Raw genomic sequence first — 20,183 nt, 5'->3', positions numbered from 1 at the left:
CGCGTGCCGAAGGTGTCAGACCCCGTGGGTCTGGCACCTGTTTACCGGTTTAAACGCGCTCCGCCGACTCAATAGTATTCATCAGCAGCATGGTAATGGTCATCGGCCCCACGCCACCCGGCACCGGCGTGATATGCGAAGCCACTTCCTTGATGCCCGCAAAGTCCACGTCGCCGCACAGTTTGCCGTTCTCATCGCGGTTGATGCCGACATCGATCACGATGGCGCCCGGCTTCACCATATCAGCAGACAGGGTGTTGCGGCGGCCAGTTGCAGCCACCACGATATCGGCCTGGCGGGTGTGATAGCCCAGGTCCGCCGTTCCGCTATGGCAGATGGTGACGGTGGCGTTAGCTTGCAAGAGCAGCAGGCCCATTGGCTTGCCAACGGTGTTGGAGCGGCCAATCACGACAGCATGCTTGCCCTTCAGCGTAACGCCGGTCGATTCGATCAGCTTCATGCAGCCGTAAGGCGTGCATGGCAGGAAGCCTTCCAGGCCGGTCATCAGTTCTCCGGCGCTCAGCACGGAATAGCCGTCCACGTCCTTGGTCGTAGCGATGGCCTCGATCACCTTGTGCGGGTCGATATGCTTGGGCAGCGGCATCTGCACCAGGATGCCATGGATGCTTGGGTCGGCATTCAGGGTGGCGATGCGTTCGAGCAGGGCTTGCTCGGTCATGTCTGCAGCGTATTGCTCTTTCACGGAGCGGATGCCGGCGTCTTCGCATGCCTTGACCTTGTTGCGCACGTAGACATGGCTGGCCTGGTCGTCGCCGACCAGGATCACGGCCAGGCCGGGCTGTTTGCCCTTGGCGGTCAGTGCGGCGGCGCGGGAAGCGATTTCAGCGCGCAGTTTTTGGGAGAGTGCTACTCCGTCGATCAGTTGTGCAGACATGATTGCTTGGATTGGTGGAATGGAAAGTCGCCATTATAAATGGTGGCGGCCTTGTCCTGCACTGCACATGATTGTAAGCTTGTCAATAAATGATCTCTTACCAGTTCCTGATTGATGCCCAGCTGCGCCCGGACAAGACGCCCGATTTCTCGGCTTACCCCTTCTGCCTGCCTGCGGTCCGCCACCTCGGCCGCCTCGAATTCGACCCGGCGGTGACGTTCATCGTCGGCGAAAACGGCTCAGGCAAGTCGACTTTGCTGGAAGGCCTGGCCGTGGCGCTGGGCTTCAACGCCGAAGGCGGCAGCAAGAATTTCAACTTCGGCACCCGTGTCTCACATTCGTGCCTGCATGAGTACCTGCGCGTTGCACGTGGCGTGCGCAAGCCACGGGATGGCTATTTCCTCCGTGCGGAGAGTTTCTTCAATGTCGCGACCGAAATTGAGAATATGGACCGGATCCCGGCTCCTGCGCCGCCAGTCATCGATTCCTATGGCGGTGTTTCCCTGCATGAGCAGTCGCATGGGGAATCGTTCCTGGCGCTGCTGGAGAAGCGTTTCGGCGGCAAAGGCCTGTACATCCTGGACGAACCGGAAGCCGCGCTGTCGCCGCAACGCCAGTTGCGGGCATTGAAGCGCATCCACCAACTGGTGCAGGGCGGCTCACAATTCGTGATCGCGACCCATTCGCCGATCCTGATGGCCTATCCGGAAGCCAGCATCTTCGTCTGCACGCCGGATGGAATACGCCAGCGTGCTTATGAGGACACCGAACACTACGAAGTGATGCACGACTTCATGGCCAACCCGCGCGGTGCGCTCAAGACGCTGCTAGAGACTCCGAAAGAACCCTGAACTTCACGCGCGGCACGGCGAAGCAGAATGGGCTGCCCGCGTCGGCGCCAGCCATCGGGCAGTTCACCGATTCCGCCTCCAGCGGCAGCACTTCATCGAGCGGAATTGGCAGGCTGATTTCCGATTCCGCCATGCGGCCAGTGCCCGGAACCTCGATCATTGCCATGTGCTGGCATGCGAGGAAGCCGACTGCCTCGTCCCAGTTTGCGAAAGCGCCGGCCAGGCCCGGCGGCAGGGCGCGCTGCGCTCTTACTCGGGTCCGGGCCTTCAGCAGCGGCGCGCTGCCGGCTCCGGGCTCGATGCTGGTGGAGTATTCATCGCCATCGCGCGCATGGACAAACCGTGCAGGCAAATGCGTCGGCAGAATATCGCTGAATATGCGCGTGCCGAGAGCATGAAGCGTGCTATCCATGATATTCCGCACGAAATACACCTTGCCCGGTTCCTCCAGATAGAAGCGCCAGTTGCTTTGCAGGGGCGATGGCATCAGGCGGCGTGTTGCTCCCGCCAGCGCCGGACCGAAATGGCCATGGCGATAGGTAAGGACGCTGAACGGCGTGAGGCCATTGCGCTGCCACAAGCGCACGCCTGCCGGCACCATGGCCTGCGCAGTCGCGGCATCCATCATCCAGGTCAGGTAAACGACGTCGCGCACATCGCTTTCAAGGGTCAGGAACGGCAGGCGCGAAAACACCGCGCGGCGGGCGCTGGCGATGCGTCGGGAATTTGCGAGGCGGGCGAGCAGGCGGCCGGGAAGTCCCGGCGTTGGATGAATGTAATTGTTGGTCATATCACGATATCATAGGCGAATGAAGATAAAGGAGACAATCGCTCGCCTGGCCGCGCTGTTACTGGCATGCGCGGCGTTCGACGCCCGAGCGGTGGATGCCGTGATCTTCGACCGTGCTGCCTCGTCCGCCGACCTTCGGCGCGAATATTCAAAGGTCTTGCTGCAACAGGTGATGGAGCGCACGGTGCCCGAATTCGGGCCGTACACCATCGAATATGCGGACGCCCACATGGAGCGTCCGCGCCTGCTTGAAGCGCTCAAGGACGGAAAGCTGATTAACGTGACCGCCTACCCAGCCGATGCGAAATGGCTCAAGACCCTGCGCGCAGTGCCAGTGCCCACAGATATGGGCTTGCAAAGCTGGCGTATTGCCCTGATCGACAGCAAGAACCAGGAACGCATTCGCAAACTGGTGCTGCCGGGCGGGCTCAAGGAAATGACTGCCGGTGTCGGATCGGTGTGGGTCACACGCGCGTCGCTGCAGGATAACGGCTTCCGCTATGTCACCGGCAGTAACTACATCGGCTTGTTCGACATGCTGGTCGCCGGCCGCTTCGACTACCTTCCGCGCGGCGTGAACGAGATCTTCCAGGAGTACGACCTGCGCAAGCAAGCCTTCCCGCAACTGGCAATCGAAGACAGCATCGTCCTGCACGACAATATTCCCTCGATGTTCTTCGTCTCGCCCAAGACCCCCCGGCTATATAAACGCATCCGCGCCGGCATGGAATCGCTGCTGAAGGACGGCACACTGGAGCGCCTCGTGCTCGAACATCACCGCAGCTACCTGCAGCGCGCCCAACTGTGCAAACGGCGCCGCGTCGACCTGCCGAACAAGGACATCGATCCCGCCATGCTTTCCCGCAGGGAGCTGTGGCTCGATCCCTTTGATCCGCGCCTGGGGCTCTGCCGCAAGTGATGGGGCGCGGGTGCATCGTGCGCCGCCCGCCTGACCGAATCGCGATGATTGAAGCCGCCCGCACGGCTGGTGCTTCATTTCACATTGCAAAATCAACTTCCGCAATTTGAAAAATGCCGAATTCGCTGATAGAATCCTTCACACTTAGCCAAAGTCTTAATAAATAATCACCTGCACCGTCCGGAGCACACAGGGTGGGGCGCCTTCAATTGATAGGAGACTAGTTACATGTCAGCTCAACTTGACCAGGTCACGGCACAAACGGCCAACGATCCTGATGCACAGGAAACCAAAGAATGGCTGGAGGCGTTGGAAGCCGTCCTGGAAAACGAAGGCCCTGAACGTGCCCATTACCTGATGGAGCGACTGGTCGACCTGGCCCGCCGCCGCGGCGCCGACATTCCGTTCTCCGCCAATACCGCCTACGTCAACACCATCCCCGCCCATAAGGAAGCCCACTGCCCAGGCAACCTGGAATACGAAGAGCGCCTGCGCTCGTGGATGCGCTGGAACGCGATGGCAATGGTCGTCAAGGCCAACCGCGCCGACGGCGACCTGGGCGGCCACCTGTCCTCGTTCGCCTCGCTGGCGAACATGCTGGGCATCGGCTTCAACCACTTCTGGAAAGCCGAGAGCGCCGAGCACGGCGGCGACCTGCTGTACATCCAGGGCCACTCGTCGCCCGGCGTCTACGCGCGCGCCTTCCTGGAAGGCCGCCTGAGCGAAGAACAACTGCTGAACTTCCGCAAGGAAGTGGACGGCAAAGGCCTGTCCTCCTACCCGCACCCGAAACTGATGCCGGAATTCTGGCAATTCCCGACCGTGTCGATGGGCCTGGGCCCGCTGATGGCGATCTACCAGGCGCGCTTCCTGAAGTACCTGCACGCGCGCGGCATCGCCAATACCGAAGGCCGCAAGGTCTGGGCCTTCTGCGGCGACGGCGAGATGGACGAACCGGAATCGATGGGCGCGATCGGCATGGCTGCCCGCGAACAGCTGGACAACCTGAACATCGTGGTCAACTGCAACCTGCAGCGCCTGGACGGTCCGGTGCGCGGCAACGGCAAGATCATCCAGGAGCTGGAAGCGGACTTCCGCGGCGCCGGCTGGAACGTCATCAAAGTGATCTGGGGCCCGGGCTGGGACAACCTGCTGGCGCAGGACAAGGACGGCATCCTGCAGAAGGTGATGATGGAAACCGTCGACGGCGAATACCAGAACTACAAGGCCAAGGACGGCGCCTACGTGCGCAAGCACTTCTTCGGCAAGCATCCGAAGCTGCTGGAAATGGTGGCCAACATGTCGGACGACGACATCTGGCGCCTGACCCGCGGCGGCCACGACCCGCACAAGATCTACGCTGCCTTCAAGATGGCCAACGAGTCCGTCGGCAAGCCAACCGTGCTGCTGGTGAAGACCGTCAAGGGCTTCGGCATGGGCAAATCCGGCGAAGCGCGCAACACCGCGCACCAGACCAAGAAGCTGGACGACGAGGCAATCCGCGAAATGCGCGACCGCTTCAACATCCCGATCCCGGACGACAAGCTGAAAGACATCCCGTTCTTCAAGCCGTCCGACGACGCGCCTGAAATGAAGTACCTGCACGAGCGCCGCAAGGCACTGGGCGGCTACCTGCCATCGCGCCGTACCAAGGCCGACGAGAAGCTGGTGGTGCCGGGGCTGGACGCCTTCAAGGCCGTGACCGACCCGACTCCGGAAGGCCGCGAGATCTCCACCACCCAGGCTTACGTGCGTATCATCACCGCTCTGCTGCGCGACCAGTCGCTGGGCCAGCGCGTAGTGCCTATCCTGGTTGACGAGTCCCGTACCTTCGGTATGGAAGGCCTGTTCCGCCAGATCGGCATCTTCAACCAGCAGGGCCAGTTGTACGAGCCGGTCGACAAGGACCAGGTGATGTACTACCGCGAAGACAAGGCCGGCCAGATCCTGCAAGAGGGTATCAACGAAGCGGGCGGCATGAGCTCGTGGATCGCTGCGGCGACCTCGTACTCGAGCAACAACCGCGTGATGATCCCGTTCTTCACCTACTACTCGATGTTCGGCCTGCAGCGCGTTGGCGACCTGGCTTGGGCGGCGGGCGACATGCGCGCACGCGGCTTCCTGATGGCGGGTACCGCCGGCCGCACCACGCTAAACGGCGAAGGCCTGCAGCACGAAGATGGCCACAGCCATATCGTTGCGGCGACCATCCCGAACTGCGTGCCGTACGACCCGACCTTCGGCCATGAATTGGCAGTCATCATCCAGGACGGCCTGCGCCGCATGGTGGGCGAACAGGAAGACGTGTTCTACTACATCACCATCATGAACGAGAACTATGCCCACCCAGGCCTGAAGCCAGGCCAGGAAGAGGGCATCCTGAAGGGCATGTACCTGCTGCAAGAGGGCGATAAGTCCGCCAAGCAGCGCGTGCAGCTGGTCGGCTCGGGCACCATCCTGCGCGAATCCATCTTCGCCGCTGAACTGCTGAAGAACGACTGGAACATCGCTGCCGACGTGTGGTCCGCTCCTTCGCTGACCCTGGTGGCCCGCGATGGCCAGGACTGCGAACGCTGGAACATGGTCAACCCGACCAAGGAACAGCGCGTCCCTTACGTGACCGGCCTGCTGAAGGACAGCACCGGCCCGATCGTTGCAACCACCGACTACATGCGTGCATTCGCTGAGCAGATCCGTCCTTACATGCCGGAAGGCCGCACCTACAAGGTGCTGGGCACCGATGGCTTTGGCCGTTCGGACAGCCGCGCCAAGCTGCGCGAGTTCTTCGAGGTGAACCGTTACTACATCACCGTCGCATCCCTGCGTGCCCTGGCGGACGAAGGCAAGATCGCGATGTCGGTGGTGGAAGACGCCATCAAGAAGTACGGCATCAACCCGAACAAGCCAAATCCGGTGACCCAATAAATAAGAAGACGGAGCAAACACTATGAGCATGGTTGAAGTGAAAGTCCCGGATATCGGCGACTTCAAGGAAGTTGAAGTCATCGAACTGATGGTCAAGGTGGGCGACACGATCAAGGTTGACCAGTCGCTGGTGACTGTTGAATCGGACAAGGCATCGATGGAGATTCCTTCGTCGCAAGCCGGTGTCGTCAAGGAAATCAAGGTGAAGGTCGGCGACAAGGTGGCGGAAGGTTCGCTGTTGCTGATCGTTGAAGCATCCGGCGCCGCCGGAGTTCCTGCCGCCGCACCGGCAGCAGCCGCAGCTCCGGCAGCCGCGCCTGCTGCTGCGGCCCCAGCGCCTGCCGCTGCCGCCGCGCCTGCGCCAGCTGCTTCGGCCAGCCCGGTCGAAGTGAAAGTGCCCGACATCGGCGACTTCAAGGAAGTGGAAGTCATCGAAGTGATGGTCAAGGTCGGCGACACCATCGCCAAGGACCAGTCCCTGGTGACCGTCGAATCCGACAAAGCCTCCATGGAAATTCCATCGTCGCACGCTGGCGTGGTGAAAGAGATCAAGGTCAAGGTAGGCGACAAGGTTGCTGAAGGCTCCCTGGTGCTGATCGTTGACGCTGCCGGCGGTGCCGCCGCCCCAGCGGCAGCGCCTGCGCCAGCCGCGGCTCCCGCTGCCGCTCCGGCCGCCGCAGCTCCGGCTGCAGCCGCGACTCCTGCTGCCGCTGCAGCGCCGTCCGCGCCTGCCGTCAACGGCAAGCTGGCCCATGCCTCTCCATCCGTTCGCAAGTTTGCCCGCGAACTGGGCGTGGACGTGACCCGCGTTGGCGGCACCGGCCCGAAAGGCCGCGTGACCCAGCTGGACGTGCAAAATTACGTCAAGGGCATCGTCTCCGGCGCAGTCGCAGCACCGAATGCCGCACCGGCAGCCGCTGGCGGCGGTGCAGGCCTGAACCTGCTGCCATGGCCATCGCTGGACTTCAGCAAGTTCGGCGAAACAGAACTGTCCCCGCTGCCGCGCATCAAGAAGATCTCCGGCCCGAACCTGCATCGCAACTGGGTGATGATCCCGCACGTGACGCAGTTCGAAGACGCCGACATCACCGACCTGGAACAGTTCCGCGTCGACAGCAACAACGCCAACGCCAAGAACAAGGACGCCGTCAAGCTCACCATGCTGGCGTTCGTGATCAAGGCCTCCGTGACCGCGCTGAAGAAATTCCCGACCTTCAATTCGTCACTGGACGAGAAGGGCGAGAACCTGATCCTGAAGAAGTACTACAACATCGGCTTCGCAGCCGACACGCCGCAAGGCCTGGTGGTGCCGGTCGTGAAGAACGCCGACCAGAAGTCAGTGACCCAGATCGCCAAGGAAATGGGCGAACTGTCGCTGGCAGCGCGCGAAGGCAAGCTGAAACCGACCGACATGCAGGGCGCCTGCTTCACCATTTCGTCGCTGGGCGGCATTGGCGGTACCGCATTCACCCCGATCGTGAACGCACCGGAAGTGGCGATCCTCGGCTTGTCCAAGTCCTCCATGAAGCCAGTCTGGGACGGCAAGCAGTTCGTGCCGCGCCTGATGCTGCCACTGTCGCTGTCCTACGACCACCGAGTGGTCGACGGCGCATCCGGTGCCCGCTTCGCTGCATACCTGGCCGAAGTGCTGGCCGATATGCGCAAGATCCTGCTGTAAGGAGGCCGCGATGATCGAAGTTAAAGTACCGAACATCGGCGACTTCAAGGACGTTGAAGTGATCGAGCTGCTGGTCAAGGTTGGCGATACCGTCAAGGTCGACCAATCGCTGGCCACCGTCGAATCCGACAAGGCATCGATGGAGATTCCATCGACCCACGCTGGCGTGATCAAGGAACTCAAGATCAAGGTTGGCGACAAGGTGAGCGAAGGCTCGGCACTGATGGTGGTCGAGGAAGCCGTCGGCTCTGCAGCCCCTGCAGCCGCACCTGCTCCTGCGGCCGCTGCAGGCCCGGCGCCAGCCGCCGCGCCAGCCCCGGCCGCGCCTGTGGCTGCGCCGCAGGCTGGCGGCTACGCCGGCCAGGTCGACATCACCTGCGACATGATGGTCCTGGGTGGCGGTCCTGGCGGCTACTCCGCCGCCTTCCGCTCCGCGGACCTGGGCATGAACACCGTGCTGGTCGAGAAATACGCGACCCTGGGTGGCGTCTGCCTGAACGTGGGCTGCATCCCGTCGAAAGCCCTGCTGCACCTGGCAGCCGTGGTCGACGAAACCAGCCACATGGCCAAGAATGGCGTCACCTTCGCCAAGCCGACCATCGACATCGACCAGGTGCGCAGCTACAAGGAAGGGGTCATCAAGAAGATGACCACCGGCCTGGCCGGCATGGCCAAGATGCGCAAGGTGAACGTGGTGCAGGGCGTGGGCCAGTTCCTCAGCCCGAACCACATCGAAGTCACCGCGGCCGACGGCAGCAAGAAGGTCGTGCAGTTCAAGCAAGCCATCATCGCCGCAGGTTCCAGCGTGGTGAAACTGCCGTTCGTCCCTGAAGACAACCGCATCGTCGACAGCACCGGAGCGCTCGAGCTGCGCTTCATGCCGAAGAAGATGCTGGTCATCGGCGGCGGCATCATCGGCCTGGAAATGGCCACCGTGTACAGCACCTTCGGCGCGCGCATCGACGTGGTCGAAATGATGGACGGCCTGATGCAAGGCGCCGACCGCGAAGCCGTGAAGGTCTGGCAGAAGTACAACGAGAAGCGCTTCGACCGCATCATGACCAAGACCAAGACCGTCGGAGTGGAAGCGCTGCCGGAAGGGATCAAGGTCACCTTCGAAGCCGCAGAAGCCGGCGCCACCGCACCGGAACCGCAGCTGTACGACATGGTCCTGGTGGCAGTCGGCCGCAGCCCGAACGGCAAGAAGCTCGCCGCCGACAAGGCCGGCGTGATCGTCACCGACCGCGGCTTCATCAACGTCGACAGCCAGATGCGCACCAATGTGCCGCACATCTTCGCCATCGGCGATATCGTCGGCCAGCCAATGCTCGCGCACAAAGCCGTGCACGAAGCCCACGTCGCCGCCGAAGCAGCCCACGGCGAGAAGGCTCACTTCGACGCGAAGATCATTCCATCGGTGGCCTACACCGATCCGGAAGTGGCATGGGCCGGCATCACCGAAGACGAAGCGAAAGCCAAGGGCATCAAGGTCGAGAAGGGCCACTTCCCATGGGCTGCCAGCGGCCGCGCCGTTGCCAACGGCCGTGACGAAGGCTTCACCAAGCTGCTGTTCGATGCAGAGACGCACCGCATCATCGGCGGCACCATCGTCGGCACCCACGCCGGCGACATGATCGGTGAAATCGCCCTGGCGATCGAGATGGGCGCCGACGGCATCGACATCGGCAAGACCATCCACCCGCACCCGACCCTGGGTGAATCGATCGGCATGGCCGCAGAAGCCTACGAAGGCGTCTGCACCGACCTGCCGCCGCCACGCAAGCGCTAAGCCGTTAGCGCGATGGGAGGACAGCCTGGCGCGTATCGACCGCGATCCAGTTGTCCTCCCAGGTCTTTCCATTGTCGGCGGAGTAGGCCTGCTCGAAGCGCCACTGGTCCGCGCCAAGCGGGACAATCAGGAAGCGGACCAGGATCTTGCGGCCATCCAGCATGTCCTGGCCGAAGAAAGCGCCGCGTCCCTGCCTGAAGCTGCCCTGCATTGGCTCCGTCATCGCACCGTTGGCGAGATTCGCGAAATGCAGGCTCCATTGCCCGCTCGCTGGCTGGTACAGGCGAAGTGAAACTCCGGCAATCCTGCCGGCAGGGCCCTGCACATCAAATTCAACGATATTCGCCCGTTTGCCCATCAGCGGCGTGACGGTCGTCGTGCCGGCATATTCAAGCCATTCCTGGCTGCCGGTAAGGGGTTTGCTGAGTCGCCGCAGTGTTGTTTGCCAGGTCCCCAATTCCCAATTGAAGTCCTGTTGGCCATCGCTCGCTGGAGGAGCCGCTGCGGGGGAGCCGATGTGGATGAAGAAGACCAGGAGCGCAATGAAGGCAGTTTTCATGGTGATGATCCGGGCGTCGAAAGCACGATCTTAGTCTCGGCTCGCGTGCCCGGACAGGGCCATCATGCGCAATTTTCCTGGGGCCACGCGGGCCCGGGAGTTGCTTACTTCTGGTTGCGGTACTGCTCGAAATGCTTGCCGTAGTCTTCCCAGTTATCGTCAAACATCTTGTTGAACTGGTCCATGAAGTAGGCCTTGGCTTCTTCTTTCTTCAGTTTGAAGGCTTCCAGGTCAGGCTGGGCGCGAGCTACCAGGTAGGTGTTGTAGCGGGCGGCGGCGAACAGCAGGCTGGCGCCTACCAGTTGCGGGGCGCCCTTGTTGCTGTTTTCGTGGGCGTTGGCCAGTGCAATGTAGGCGTCGATGTTTTCGAAGAATTTCTGGTCGTCGTTCTGCTGCTGTTGGGTTGCTTGTTCGCTCATGATTTACTACCAATAAGTTGATACTAGGGGTGGGCATCGTGACACAGGAAGCGCGTTGCTGCAATAAAAAACCGGGCTTTTGCCCGGTTTGTTGTCAGCTCGCAATGAAGCGCTCTGGGATTTCGATACCGCCGCTATTGGCAGCTTCCGCATAGGCCTTGAGTTCATTGATCGCGGCGTCCAGGTGCTCTTTGTTCGGGTTTTCCTGGAAACCTTTGATGCGCTCGTTGATCGTGGCGATTTTCCTGCTCCATTCGAGCCGATCGACCTTGCTCATACAACCTCCCACTTTAATTTTGGTTCTCGAGAAGCTCAGTATCCGGCAGCCAGCCGATGGGCCACCGTGCGCTAGCGCACATACGCTGCCGCGCACGCTTAAGGGCTGCTTAACGCTTCAACACCCCGTTCAGGAACAGGTCGACGCCTTGCTCGATCTCCTCCGGCGTGGTGGCCACGCCGCAGCGAGAATCGAACAGGAAGCGGCGCAACTGGTCGCCCATCAGGCAGTTCATCAGGTGGATCGCCAGCCGCTCCGGCGGCGCCTTGGTGTCGAGTTGGGCTCGGACGTCCGCACGGGCGAAGTAACGCGCCACCAGCTCGCGCGTCTGGCGCGGGCCGGCGTCCCAGAACGCTTCGGCCAGGTCGGGATTGGCGTGGGCTTCCGCCACCACGATTTGATAGAGCGCGGTAGCCGCCGGCGTGCTGACCAGGCGGTGGAAGCGCAGGCCGAACTCCAGCAAGGATTCGCGCACAGGGCGGTGCAGGGTTTCCATGCCGACGGGATCGAAGGCGCCGGCACGATGACGCAGCAAGATCGCCTTGAGCAGGCCGGCCTTGCCGCCGAACTTCACATAAATGGTGCGCACGGCAACCCGTGCTTCTTTGGCAATGGCTTCAAGGCTGACCTTGGCATAGCCCTTTTCCAGGATGAGCCGGGCGGCCGTATCCAGCAGGTCGTTCAGGCGCGCTTCGGCCTCGGCGGCCTTGGGGCGCCCGGCTTTGACTGGCTCGATAACTTGTTCAATAGACATGATTGAAAACCGTACGTAATGCCCGAAGGCTAGCAGAGACCTCACTTTATGCCAAATAAAAATGAAATGCAATCGTTTCATTTCTTGACTTTGGTCATTGATTGTCCAATAATGCACACGACTCATTTCATTTTCAGGGAGTTTCCCACCATGTCCCAGCACAACCCAGCCGAACAAAAAGTGCTCAGCGCCGTGCCCGAAGCCGCGCCTACCGCTAATCCACCTAACCGTCGCGTACTCGTGATCGCCGGCCTGATCGCCCTGGCAGCCCTGGCCGCTGGCGGCCGCATGTGGTACCGCAGCCATCACTATGTGGAAACGGAAAACGCCTACGTGGCAGGCCACGTGCACCCGGTGTCCTCGCGCATTTCCGGCGTGGTGACCAAGGTGCTGGTGGACGACAACCAGCTCGTGAAGGCGGGCGACGTAATCGCCGAACTCGATCCCTTCGACCAGCAGGTGAAGGTAGAACAGATCCAGGCCCAGATCGCCAGCGTCCAGCAACAAGTGCTGCAGGCGGACGCCCAGATCGCGCAAGTGAATGCGCAAGCCAGCGCCGCTGCTGCGCAAGTGGCGCAGGCGCAAGCCAACCAGTTGCGTGCATCGCAGGACGCCGAGCGTTATGGCCAGCTGTATACCAGCCAGATGAAAGCGGTATCGAAAGCCGAACTGGATGCGGCCAACGCCGCCCGCGCCAGCGCCACCGCCGACGTGGCGGCGCGCAAGGACAGCGCCGTTGCCGCGAAAGCGCAAATCGGCTCCGCCACCTCCGCCCGCGAAGTGCTGAAGGCGCAAGTCAAAGTGCTGCAAGTGCAGCTGAAAGACGCGCAGCAGCAACTGGCCTACAACCGTATCGTCGCACCGGCCGATGGCCGCGTCGGCAAGCGCGCCCTGGAAGTAGGCCAGCGCGTGCAGCCAGGCCAGCAACTGGTGGCCCTGGTGCAGGACAATGTGTGGGTCACCGCCAACTTCAAGGAGACCCAGCTCGCCGACATGCGCGTGGGCCAGGAAGTCAGCCTGACCATCGACGCACTGCCCGGCAAGGAACTGGTTGGCCGCGTTGACTCGTTCTCGCCAGCCTCCGGCGCGCAGTTCGCGCTGCTGCCGGCCGATAACGCCACCGGCAATTTCACCAAGATCGTGCAGCGCGTGCCGGTGAAGATCACCTTCAAGCCGGAAGACCTGAAAGCCTATGAAGGCCGCCTGGTGCCGGGCATGTCGGCCATCGCTGAAGTCAGCATCAAGTCGAACGCAAAATGAGTGCCCCAATGATGGTGCCTGAAGGCCGGGTATCCGGCCGCACCTGGATCGCAGTCGCCGCGGGCATGCTGGGTGCCTTCATGGCGGTGCTGGACATCCAGATCACCAACTCCTCGCTGCGCGACATCCTCGGCGCGCTGAACGCGACGCAGGAAGAGGGCTCCTGGATTTCGACCGCCTACCTGGTGGCCGAGATCATCGTGATCCCGCTGACGGCGCTGCTCACGCGCACCTTCGGCATGCGCGGCTACATGATGGGCACCACGGCACTGTTCCTGGTGTTCTCGACCCTGTGCGGCGCGGCCTGGAACCTGCAAAGCATGATCATGTTCCGCATGATGCAGGGCTTTACCGGCGGCGCGCTGATCCCTATGGCGATGACGCTGGTGATGGCCAAGCTGCCGCCATCGAAACGCGCAGTGGGCATGGCGATCTTCGGCCTGACCGCAACGCTGGCGCCTTCCATGGGCCCGACCCTGGGCGGCTATCTGAGCGAGCTGTATGGCTGGCCTTCGATCTTCTACATCAACTGGGTGCCCGGCATCCTGCTGATCGCCGGCGTGGCCTATGGCCTCGACCACGAGCAGCGCAAGCTTGGTGAATTGTTCAATGCCGACTGGCTGGGCATCGCCTTCATGGCGATGGGCCTGGGTTGCCTGACCATCTTCCTGGAAGAGGGCAACAGCAAGGACTGGTTCGAGTCCGGCTTCATCATCGCCTTTGCCGGCCTGGCTATCGTGGGCTTGCTGGGCTGGGTGCTGACCAGCGCCATGCGGCCGCATCCCTTCGTCAACCTGGGCCTGTTCACGCAGCGGAACTTCCTGGTGGCATCGGCGCTGGCTGCGGTGATGGGCATGGGCCTGTACGGCTCCTCGTTCCTGCTGCCGCTGTACCTGGGCCAGATCGCCGGCTATTCGCCGATGCAGATCGGTGAAGTGATCATGTGGGCCGGCTTGCCGCAGCTGTTCATCATGCCTTTCGCGGCCAAGCTGTCGATGAAAGTCGACAATCGCATCCTGTGCTCGATCGGGCTCGGGCTGTTCGGCGTCTCCTGCATCATGAATGCCTATATGGACGCGACCACCGGCTACGACCAGCTGCTGCTGTCGCAGGTGGTGCGCGCGCTGGGCCAGCCCTTCGTGATGCTGACGCTGTCGAACTTCGCGATGAACGGCATTGCGCCGAAAGACACCGCATCGGCATCTAGCCTGTTCAACATGATCCGCAACCTGGGCGGCTCGATCGGCATCGCCCTGCTGGCAACCCAGCTGACGCAGCGCGAACACTTCCACTCGGCTCGCCTGGGCGAGGCAGTGAACAGCTTCTCGGCCGCCACCCAGCTGCGCCTGGACCAGTTGACGCAGTCGTTTATCGGCAAAGGCTTCGACCCGGTTACCGCATCGGACAAGGCGCTGAAGGCGGTCGATGGCATCGTGCGGCGCGAGTCCTTCGTGATGGCGTACAACGACGGCTTCCTGATCGTGGGCGGCATCCTGCTGTCCTGCATCCTGATCCTGTGGCTGTCCGACAAGGTGAAATCACCTTCGGGCGGCGGCGCTGGTGCGCACTAAATGAGAGTAAGAACTATGAACATCAAAATGATTGCAATGGCAGTTGGCGCGGCGGCGGTATTGGCCGGCTGCGGTACCGTGGGCAGCGACTTCAAGGCGCCTGCAGGCACGAAGGAACAGGCCTTCCGCCACGCGCCGCATGGCGCAGCGAGCGAAGCCCAACTGCCATCGCAGTGGTGGACCGTGTTCAGCGACGACACGCTGAACCGGCTTGAGCACCAGGCCCTGCGCGACAGCCCGACCGCCAAGGCGGCGGCGCAGCGCCTGTTCCAGGCCGAAGCGCAACTGGGACTGGTGAAAGCCAGCCAGCTGCCATCCGTGACGCTCAGTACCGGCGTATCGAATTCGCGCAGCTCGGCCAATACCTCGCAAGGTATCGCCCTGGGCCACCGCTCGATCCACGGCAACAACTACTCCGTGGCAGCCGGCTTCTCGTATGAGCTGGACCTGTTCGGCCGCGTGCGCCGCGCCGTGGAATCGGCCGACGCGCAAGCGCTGGCGGCCAGCCATGACCGCGACGGCGTGTTGTTGCTGCTGTCCTCGCAGATCGCCACCACCTACTGGCAGTTGCGCGGACTGGATGCCGAAATGGCCATCCTGCGCGGCGCGCTGGCCACCCGCAAGGAGAGTGAAGACCTGGTGAACGCCCGGTTCAATGCCGGCCTGTCGAACGAACTGGACACCTCGCGTGCCCGCATCGAACGCGCCAATGCCGAAGCCGACCTGGAAGAAGTCCAGCGCCAGCGCAACACGCTGGAACACGCGCTGGCGGTACTGGTCGGCGCCTCGCCATCGACGATGCAGCTGGAACAGGCAACTGCGACCGAACTGCCGGCGCCACCGGTCATCCCGGCCGGGCTGCCCGCCAACCTGCTGGCCAACCGTCCCGACCTGGCCGCCAGCGTCGCCACCCTGCGCGCGACCAATGCCAACGTGGGCGTCGCGGAAGGCGCGTTCTACCCCTCGGTCAGCCTGACCGGCAACTTCGGCTACGCCTCGGAGAGCTTGAGCGATATCAGCAAAGGCGGTTCGCGCGTCTTCAGCCTCGGTCCGCTGGCGCTGTCGCTGCCGATCTTCGACGGCGGCCGCAACCAGTCCAACCTGACGGTTGCCAAGGCCCGCTATGAAGAAGCGGTAGCCAACCACGAAGGCAAGCTGCTGACTGCCTTGCGTGAAGTGGAAGACGCCCTGTCCGATGTGCAGCAGCGCACGCAGCAGGGCAAGGTCCAGGCCACGTCCCGCGAAGCCGCCACCCGCGCCTACGACGTTGCCCGTGCCCGTTACGAACGCGGCATCAGCACCTACCTCGACGTCACCGACGCCCAGCGCAGCGCCCTGGCCGCCGACCGCGCCGCCGTGCAGATCAACACCCAGCGCATGCTCGCCACGGTCAGCTTCGCCCGCGCCCTCGGCGGCGGCTGGCAAGCTCCTTAAATAAAAGTCGGGGTCAGGTCTGGCAATCCGCCATTAAACGCACATTCGTGCGTTTAATGGCGGATTGCCAGACCTGACCCCGACTTTTTAATTGGTAGGCCCGAGGCGGGTGAGCACGAAGTCGATGAAGCTGGTCAGCTTGGGTGTGGGCTGGCGGTTGCGTGGGTAGAGCAGGTGCATGGGGCGTGGGGTGGGCAGGTAGTCGTCCAGCACGCGTACCAGGCGGCCGGCGGCGATGTCTTGTGCCAGCGCTGTTTCAGCCTGCATGATCAGGCCGAAGCCTTTCAGCGCGGCTTGTTTCAGGGCGTAGCTGTTGTTGGCACGCAGGCGGCTGAGCGGTACGTTGCGCGCATCCTTTTCTCCCTTCAGCCGCCAGCGTGCCTGCGGCACCCAGCCGCTGAATTCCAGGCATTCGTGTTGCGCGAGGTCGGCCGGTACCTGGGGCACGCCGCGTCGTGCGAGGTAGTCGGGGGAGCCGCAAATCGCCAGGCCATATGGCCGCAGCGGCCGCGCGACCAGCGATGAATCTTCCAGCTTGCCGATGCGCACGGCCACGTCGAAGCCTTCTTCCACCATGTCGATCATGCGGTCGTTCAGGTTCAGGTCCAGGCTGACTTCCGGGTACATTTCCAGGAACTCGGGGATCATGGGGCTGAGCCATTCCATTCCGAACGAGACTGCTGCCGACACCTTCAGCACACCGCGCGGGGCCAAACGCATGGTTTCGGCCAGGCTTTCCGCCGCGCTGATCTGCGCCAGGATGGTTCGGCATTGCTCGGCATATTGGCGGCCGATCTCGGTCAGCGACTGGCGCCGCGTGGTGCGCGTGAGCAGGGCGGTGCCGAGCTTCTGTTCCAGTTCCCGCACGTGCTTGCCCACCATGACGGCGGAAATGCCGAAGCGCTCGGCTGCGGCGGTGAAGCTGCCTGTGTCGACGGCGGCGACAAATACTTCCATGCTGCGGAGCTTGTCCATTGCGAACCATGAGTTTGTAATTAACTAAATGATAGCTCATTTATTCCTGTGGTGACGGAGCGCATACTGGCTTCACTTCGAAACCCAACAGGAGATTCAACATGAAAAAGATCATCGTTATCGGCGCCTCGGGCACCATCGGCAAAGGGATCGTGGAACAACTGGGCTTGCGCCATGAAGTGATCAGTGTGGGCCGCAACAGCGGCCAGTACCAGGTCAGGATCGAGGACCCGGCTTCGGTGCAGGCGCTGTTCGAAAAAGTCGGCAAGGTGGATGGCGTGGTGGTGGCTGCCGGTGACGCCCATTTCGGCGCGTTGCAGGAGATGACCGCGGAGCAGTTCCAGATCGGCCTGAACTCCAAGCTGCTGGGCCAGGTGAATGTGGCGCTGGCGGCGCAGAAGTACCTGAATGACGGCGGTTCGATCACCTTGACCAGCGGCAGCCTGTCGGACAATCCGGTCCGCTACGGCGTCAATGCCACCACCGTCAACGCTGCCGTGGATGGCTTCGTGCTTGGCGCCGCCATTGAGCTGCCGCGCGGGCTGCGCATCAACTCCGTCAGCCCGACCCTGGTCAACGAGTCAGTCGAGACTTATGGCCCTTATTTCTACGGCGTTGAAACCGTGCCAGTGAAGCGCGTGGCCCTGGCTTACAGCCGCAGCGTGGAAGGCGCGGACAACGGCAAGACTTACCGCGTGTGGTAATGCGTACGGTCCTGGTTATTGGCGGCACCGGCACCATCGGCGGCGCCGTGGTGCGGGAGCTGGGCAAGCGCCATCGCGTGATCACCGCTGGCCGGAATAGCGGCGATCATCGCGTGGCAATCGAAGACATCGCTTCGGTGCAGGCCCTGTTCGCGGCAACCGGCAGGGTGGACGATGTGGTGGTCGCTGCGGGTGCGCTTCACGTCGGCCCGCTGGAAGCGATGACGCACGGGCAGTTCCGCATCGGTCTCGATTCAAAGCTGATGGGGCAGGTGAACGTGGCGCTGGTCGCGCAGCATGCGCTGAGCGATGGCGGTTCGATCACCCTGACCAGCGGCGTCGATGCGCACAATCCCCTGCGCGGCTGCGCCAATACGGTGACCGTCAACAACGGCATCGAGGGCTTTGCCCGCGGCGCGGCGGTGGAGCTGCAGCGCGGCCTGCGCATCAACGTGGTCAATCCTTCGCTGCTGGAGGAATCGGTGGAAAAGTTCGAGTCGCTGTTTCATGGCTTCGAGCCCGTTCCTTCGAGCCGTGTAGCACGCGCCTACAGCCGTTGCGTGGAAGGCGCGGAAACCGGAAAAACCTACCGCGCCTGGTAGACGCAGGCATACAATGTGGCCTTCCTTTTAACTGTAGAGAAAAGGCCACATGAAAAACCTCCTGTCCCCGCTGGTGCTGGCGATTGCCAGCGCCACCGCTGCCGCTGCTCCCGCCGACGTCGCCGAGTTGCAGAAGATGACCAGGCGCTACGCGCCGGTACAACTGAAAGCCGACACTTCGCACCTGACGGCAGGCGACCGCCAGGCGATCAGGAAGCTGATCGAGGCGGCGAAGATCGTCGATACCCTGCAACTGCGCCAGCGCTGGTCCGGCAACGAGGCCTTGTACGCTGCACTGCAAAAGGACAAGTCCCGGCTGGGCAAGGCGCGCGCCGAGTACTTCTGGCTGAACAAGGGCCCGTGGTCCATCCTCGACGACCACAAATCCTTCCTGCCGGCGGAAGTAGCGGGCATCAAGGTACCGGATCATAAGCCTGCCGCCGCCAACTTCTATCCGGAAGGCGTGAGCAAGGAAGAAGTGGAAGCCTGGATCAACGGCCTGCCTGCCGCGCAGAAGCAGGACGCGCAGTGGTTCTTCACCACCATCCGCAAAGGCGATGACGGCAAGTTCAAGATCGTGAAGTATTCCGAAGAATACAAGCCGGAGCTGGAAAAGCTGTCTAAGCTGCTGAAGGAAGCTGCTGCCGCCACCAGCAACGCCTCCCTGAAGAAATTCCTCGACCTGCGTGCGGATGCCTTCCTGTCCAACGATTACCTGCCTTCCGACTTCGCCTGGATGGACCTGGATTCGCCGGTCGACGTCACCATCGGCCCATACGAGACATACAACGACGAACTGTTTGGTTACAAGGCCGCCTTCGAAGCCTATGTGAACATCCGCGACGAAAAGGAAACGCGCAAGCTGGACTTCTTCGCCAAGCATATGCAGGAGCTGGAAGACAACCTGCCTGTCGATCCGATGTACCGCAATCCGAAGGTGGGCGCTGTTGCGCCGATGGTGGTGGTGAACCAGGTCTACGGAGCGGGCGACGGCAATATGGGCGTGCAGACTGCCGCCTACAACCTGCCGAACGACGAGCGCATCATCAGCCAGCGCGGTTCCAAGCGCGTGATGCTGAAGAACGTGCAGGAAGAAAAATTCAAGGCCACGCTGACGCCGATCGCCAAGCTGGTGTTGCGTCCAGCGGACCAGAAGGACCTGGACTTCAACTCCTTCTTCACGCACATCCTGGCGCACGAAATCACCCACGGCCTGGGCCCGCACATCACCAAGGCCGGCGCCACCGAATCGACCCCGCGCCAGGACTTGAAGGAAGCCTATTCCACCATCGAGGAAGCGAAAGCCGACATCACCGGCCTGTTTGCGTTGATGTACATGATGGAGAAGGGGCAGTTGAACGACACGCTGGGCCAGGGCGAGGCGGCGGAGCGCAAGCTGCACACCACCTTCCTGGCATCGGCTTTCCGCACGCTGCACTTCGGCCTGACCGACTCGCACGCGCGCGGCATGGCGATCCAGGTCAACTACCTGCTGGACAAGGGCGGCTTCGTGTCGCACGGCGACGGCAACTTCTCGGTCGACTTCAAGAAGATCAAACAGGCGGTGATCGATCTTGACCGCGAGTTCCTTACCATCGAAGCCACCGGCGATTACGCACGCGCCAAGGAGATGATGGCAAAGTACGTCGTCATCCGCCCGGACGTGCAGAAGGCTTTGGATAAAATGAAGAAGGTCCCGAACGACATTCGTCCGTCTTTCCCGACTGCCAACTCCTTGCTCGCCAAATAAACTTGTCGACGAGCTCAGCCAATATTTTGTA

General features: G+C 62.2%; 18 protein-coding genes. 11 read left to right on the top strand and 7 right to left on the bottom strand.

Features of this window, described 5'->3' with window-relative positions:
- Window positions 1–49: 49 nt before the first annotated feature.
- Window positions 50–895 carry a bifunctional methylenetetrahydrofolate dehydrogenase/methenyltetrahydrofolate cyclohydrolase FolD gene (gene folD, locus ACN9MW_RS25530; protein WP_426164067.1) on the bottom strand — a complete coding sequence of 282 codons (846 nt, stop codon included), beginning with the start codon at window positions 893–895 and terminating at the stop codon, window positions 50–52.
- An 89-nt stretch (window positions 896–984) separates the two neighbouring features.
- Here folD and ACN9MW_RS25525 point away from each other — a divergent pair, with 89 nt between their 5' ends.
- Complete coding sequence (locus ACN9MW_RS25525) at window positions 985–1,746, top strand: AAA family ATPase (protein ID WP_426164065.1); 762 nt, start codon at window positions 985–987, stop codon at window positions 1,744–1,746.
- Here ACN9MW_RS25525 and ACN9MW_RS25520 read toward each other — a convergent pair.
- A complete protein-coding gene (locus ACN9MW_RS25520; protein ID WP_426164062.1) occupies window positions 1,712–2,536 on the bottom strand; it encodes a DUF2071 domain-containing protein in 825 nt (274 codons plus the stop codon). The genes ACN9MW_RS25525 and ACN9MW_RS25520 overlap by 35 nt on opposite strands.
- Before the next feature lie 19 nt (window positions 2,537–2,555).
- Here ACN9MW_RS25520 and ACN9MW_RS25515 point away from each other — a divergent pair, with 19 nt between their 5' ends.
- The 4 genes from ACN9MW_RS25515 to lpdA all read left to right on the top strand — a co-directional run bounded on the left by ACN9MW_RS25515 (window position 2,556) and on the right by lpdA (window position 9,847).
- Window positions 2,556–3,455, top strand: coding sequence for a hypothetical protein (locus ACN9MW_RS25515; RefSeq protein ID WP_426164060.1), 900 nt, complete (start codon window positions 2,556–2,558; stop codon window positions 3,453–3,455).
- Between the two features lie 228 nt (window positions 3,456–3,683).
- The gene (gene aceE, locus ACN9MW_RS25510; protein ID WP_426164058.1) at window positions 3,684–6,380 is read left to right on the top strand and encodes a pyruvate dehydrogenase (acetyl-transferring), homodimeric type; all 2,697 of its coding nucleotides are present in this window, start codon (window positions 3,684–3,686) and stop codon (window positions 6,378–6,380) included.
- A 22-nt stretch (window positions 6,381–6,402) separates the two neighbouring features.
- Window positions 6,403–8,058: a dihydrolipoyllysine-residue acetyltransferase gene (gene aceF / locus ACN9MW_RS25505; RefSeq protein WP_426164056.1), complete on the top strand. Its 1,656-nt coding sequence runs from the start codon at window positions 6,403–6,405 to the stop codon at window positions 8,056–8,058.
- A 10-nt stretch (window positions 8,059–8,068) separates the two neighbouring features.
- Window positions 8,069–9,847, top strand: coding sequence for a dihydrolipoyl dehydrogenase (lpdA, locus tag ACN9MW_RS25500; protein ID WP_426164053.1), 1,779 nt, complete (start codon window positions 8,069–8,071; stop codon window positions 9,845–9,847).
- A 4-nt stretch (window positions 9,848–9,851) separates the two neighbouring features.
- Here lpdA and ACN9MW_RS25495 read toward each other — a convergent pair whose 3' ends face one another.
- From ACN9MW_RS25495 to ACN9MW_RS25480, 4 genes are all read right to left on the bottom strand, one after another.
- Entirely contained in the window at window positions 9,852–10,406 is a 555-nt protein-coding gene (locus tag ACN9MW_RS25495) for a hypothetical protein (protein WP_426164050.1), read from the bottom strand.
- A gap of 104 nt (window positions 10,407–10,510) precedes the next feature.
- Complete coding sequence (locus ACN9MW_RS25490; RefSeq protein WP_426164048.1) at window positions 10,511–10,825, bottom strand: DUF3144 domain-containing protein; 315 nt, start codon at window positions 10,823–10,825, stop codon at window positions 10,511–10,513.
- A 94-nt stretch (window positions 10,826–10,919) separates the two neighbouring features.
- Complete coding sequence (locus tag ACN9MW_RS25485) at window positions 10,920–11,102, bottom strand: hypothetical protein (protein WP_130310722.1); 183 nt, start codon at window positions 11,100–11,102, stop codon at window positions 10,920–10,922.
- A gap of 109 nt (window positions 11,103–11,211) precedes the next feature.
- Complete coding sequence (locus ACN9MW_RS25480; RefSeq protein ID WP_426164045.1) at window positions 11,212–11,856, bottom strand: TetR/AcrR family transcriptional regulator; 645 nt, start codon at window positions 11,854–11,856, stop codon at window positions 11,212–11,214.
- Between the two features lie 150 nt (window positions 11,857–12,006).
- On the opposite strand from ACN9MW_RS25480, the gene ACN9MW_RS25475 reads away from it, so the two are divergent.
- The 3 genes from ACN9MW_RS25475 to ACN9MW_RS25465 are packed head-to-tail and all read left to right on the top strand — an operon-like array spanning window position 12,007 to window position 16,121.
- Window positions 12,007–13,116 (top strand): HlyD family efflux transporter periplasmic adaptor subunit, encoded by a 1,110-nt coding sequence (locus tag ACN9MW_RS25475; protein ID WP_426164042.1) that lies wholly within the window; start codon window positions 12,007–12,009, stop codon window positions 13,114–13,116.
- Entirely contained in the window at window positions 13,113–14,687 is a 1,575-nt protein-coding gene (locus ACN9MW_RS25470) for a DHA2 family efflux MFS transporter permease subunit (protein ID WP_426164040.1), read from the top strand. The genes ACN9MW_RS25475 and ACN9MW_RS25470 overlap by 4 nt, the downstream gene beginning before the upstream one ends.
- Window positions 14,688–14,702: 15 nt before the next feature.
- Entirely contained in the window at window positions 14,703–16,121 is a 1,419-nt protein-coding gene (locus tag ACN9MW_RS25465; protein WP_426164038.1) for an efflux transporter outer membrane subunit, read from the top strand.
- Between the two features lie 87 nt (window positions 16,122–16,208).
- Here the strand turns inward: ACN9MW_RS25465 and ACN9MW_RS25460 are convergent, their stop codons facing one another.
- Window positions 16,209–17,096, bottom strand: coding sequence for a LysR family transcriptional regulator (locus ACN9MW_RS25460; protein ID WP_426164036.1), 888 nt, complete (start codon window positions 17,094–17,096; stop codon window positions 16,209–16,211).
- 101 nt (window positions 17,097–17,197) lie between these two features.
- Here ACN9MW_RS25460 and ACN9MW_RS25455 point away from each other — a divergent pair, with 101 nt between their 5' ends.
- Genes ACN9MW_RS25455 through ACN9MW_RS25445 form a run of 3 tightly spaced genes read left to right on the top strand, consistent with a single transcriptional unit; the run spans window position 17,198 to window position 20,152 of the window.
- Entirely contained in the window at window positions 17,198–17,800 is a 603-nt protein-coding gene (locus ACN9MW_RS25455; protein WP_426164034.1) for a short chain dehydrogenase, read from the top strand.
- Window positions 17,800–18,402: a short chain dehydrogenase gene (locus ACN9MW_RS25450; RefSeq protein WP_426164032.1), complete on the top strand. Its 603-nt coding sequence runs from the start codon at window positions 17,800–17,802 to the stop codon at window positions 18,400–18,402. Before ACN9MW_RS25455 ends, ACN9MW_RS25450 begins: the two co-directional genes overlap by 1 nt.
- A 49-nt stretch (window positions 18,403–18,451) precedes the next feature.
- Window positions 18,452–20,152, top strand: coding sequence for a dipeptidyl-peptidase 3 family protein (locus ACN9MW_RS25445; protein ID WP_426164030.1), 1,701 nt, complete (start codon window positions 18,452–18,454; stop codon window positions 20,150–20,152).
- Window positions 20,153–20,183: the final 31 nt, after the last annotated feature.

It is taken from the genome of Pseudoduganella sp. R-34 (assembly GCF_049904655.1).
Lineage (GTDB): Bacteria > Pseudomonadota > Gammaproteobacteria > Burkholderiales > Burkholderiaceae_D > Rugamonas.
This window is presented reverse-complemented; position numbering and strand designations above follow the sequence as displayed.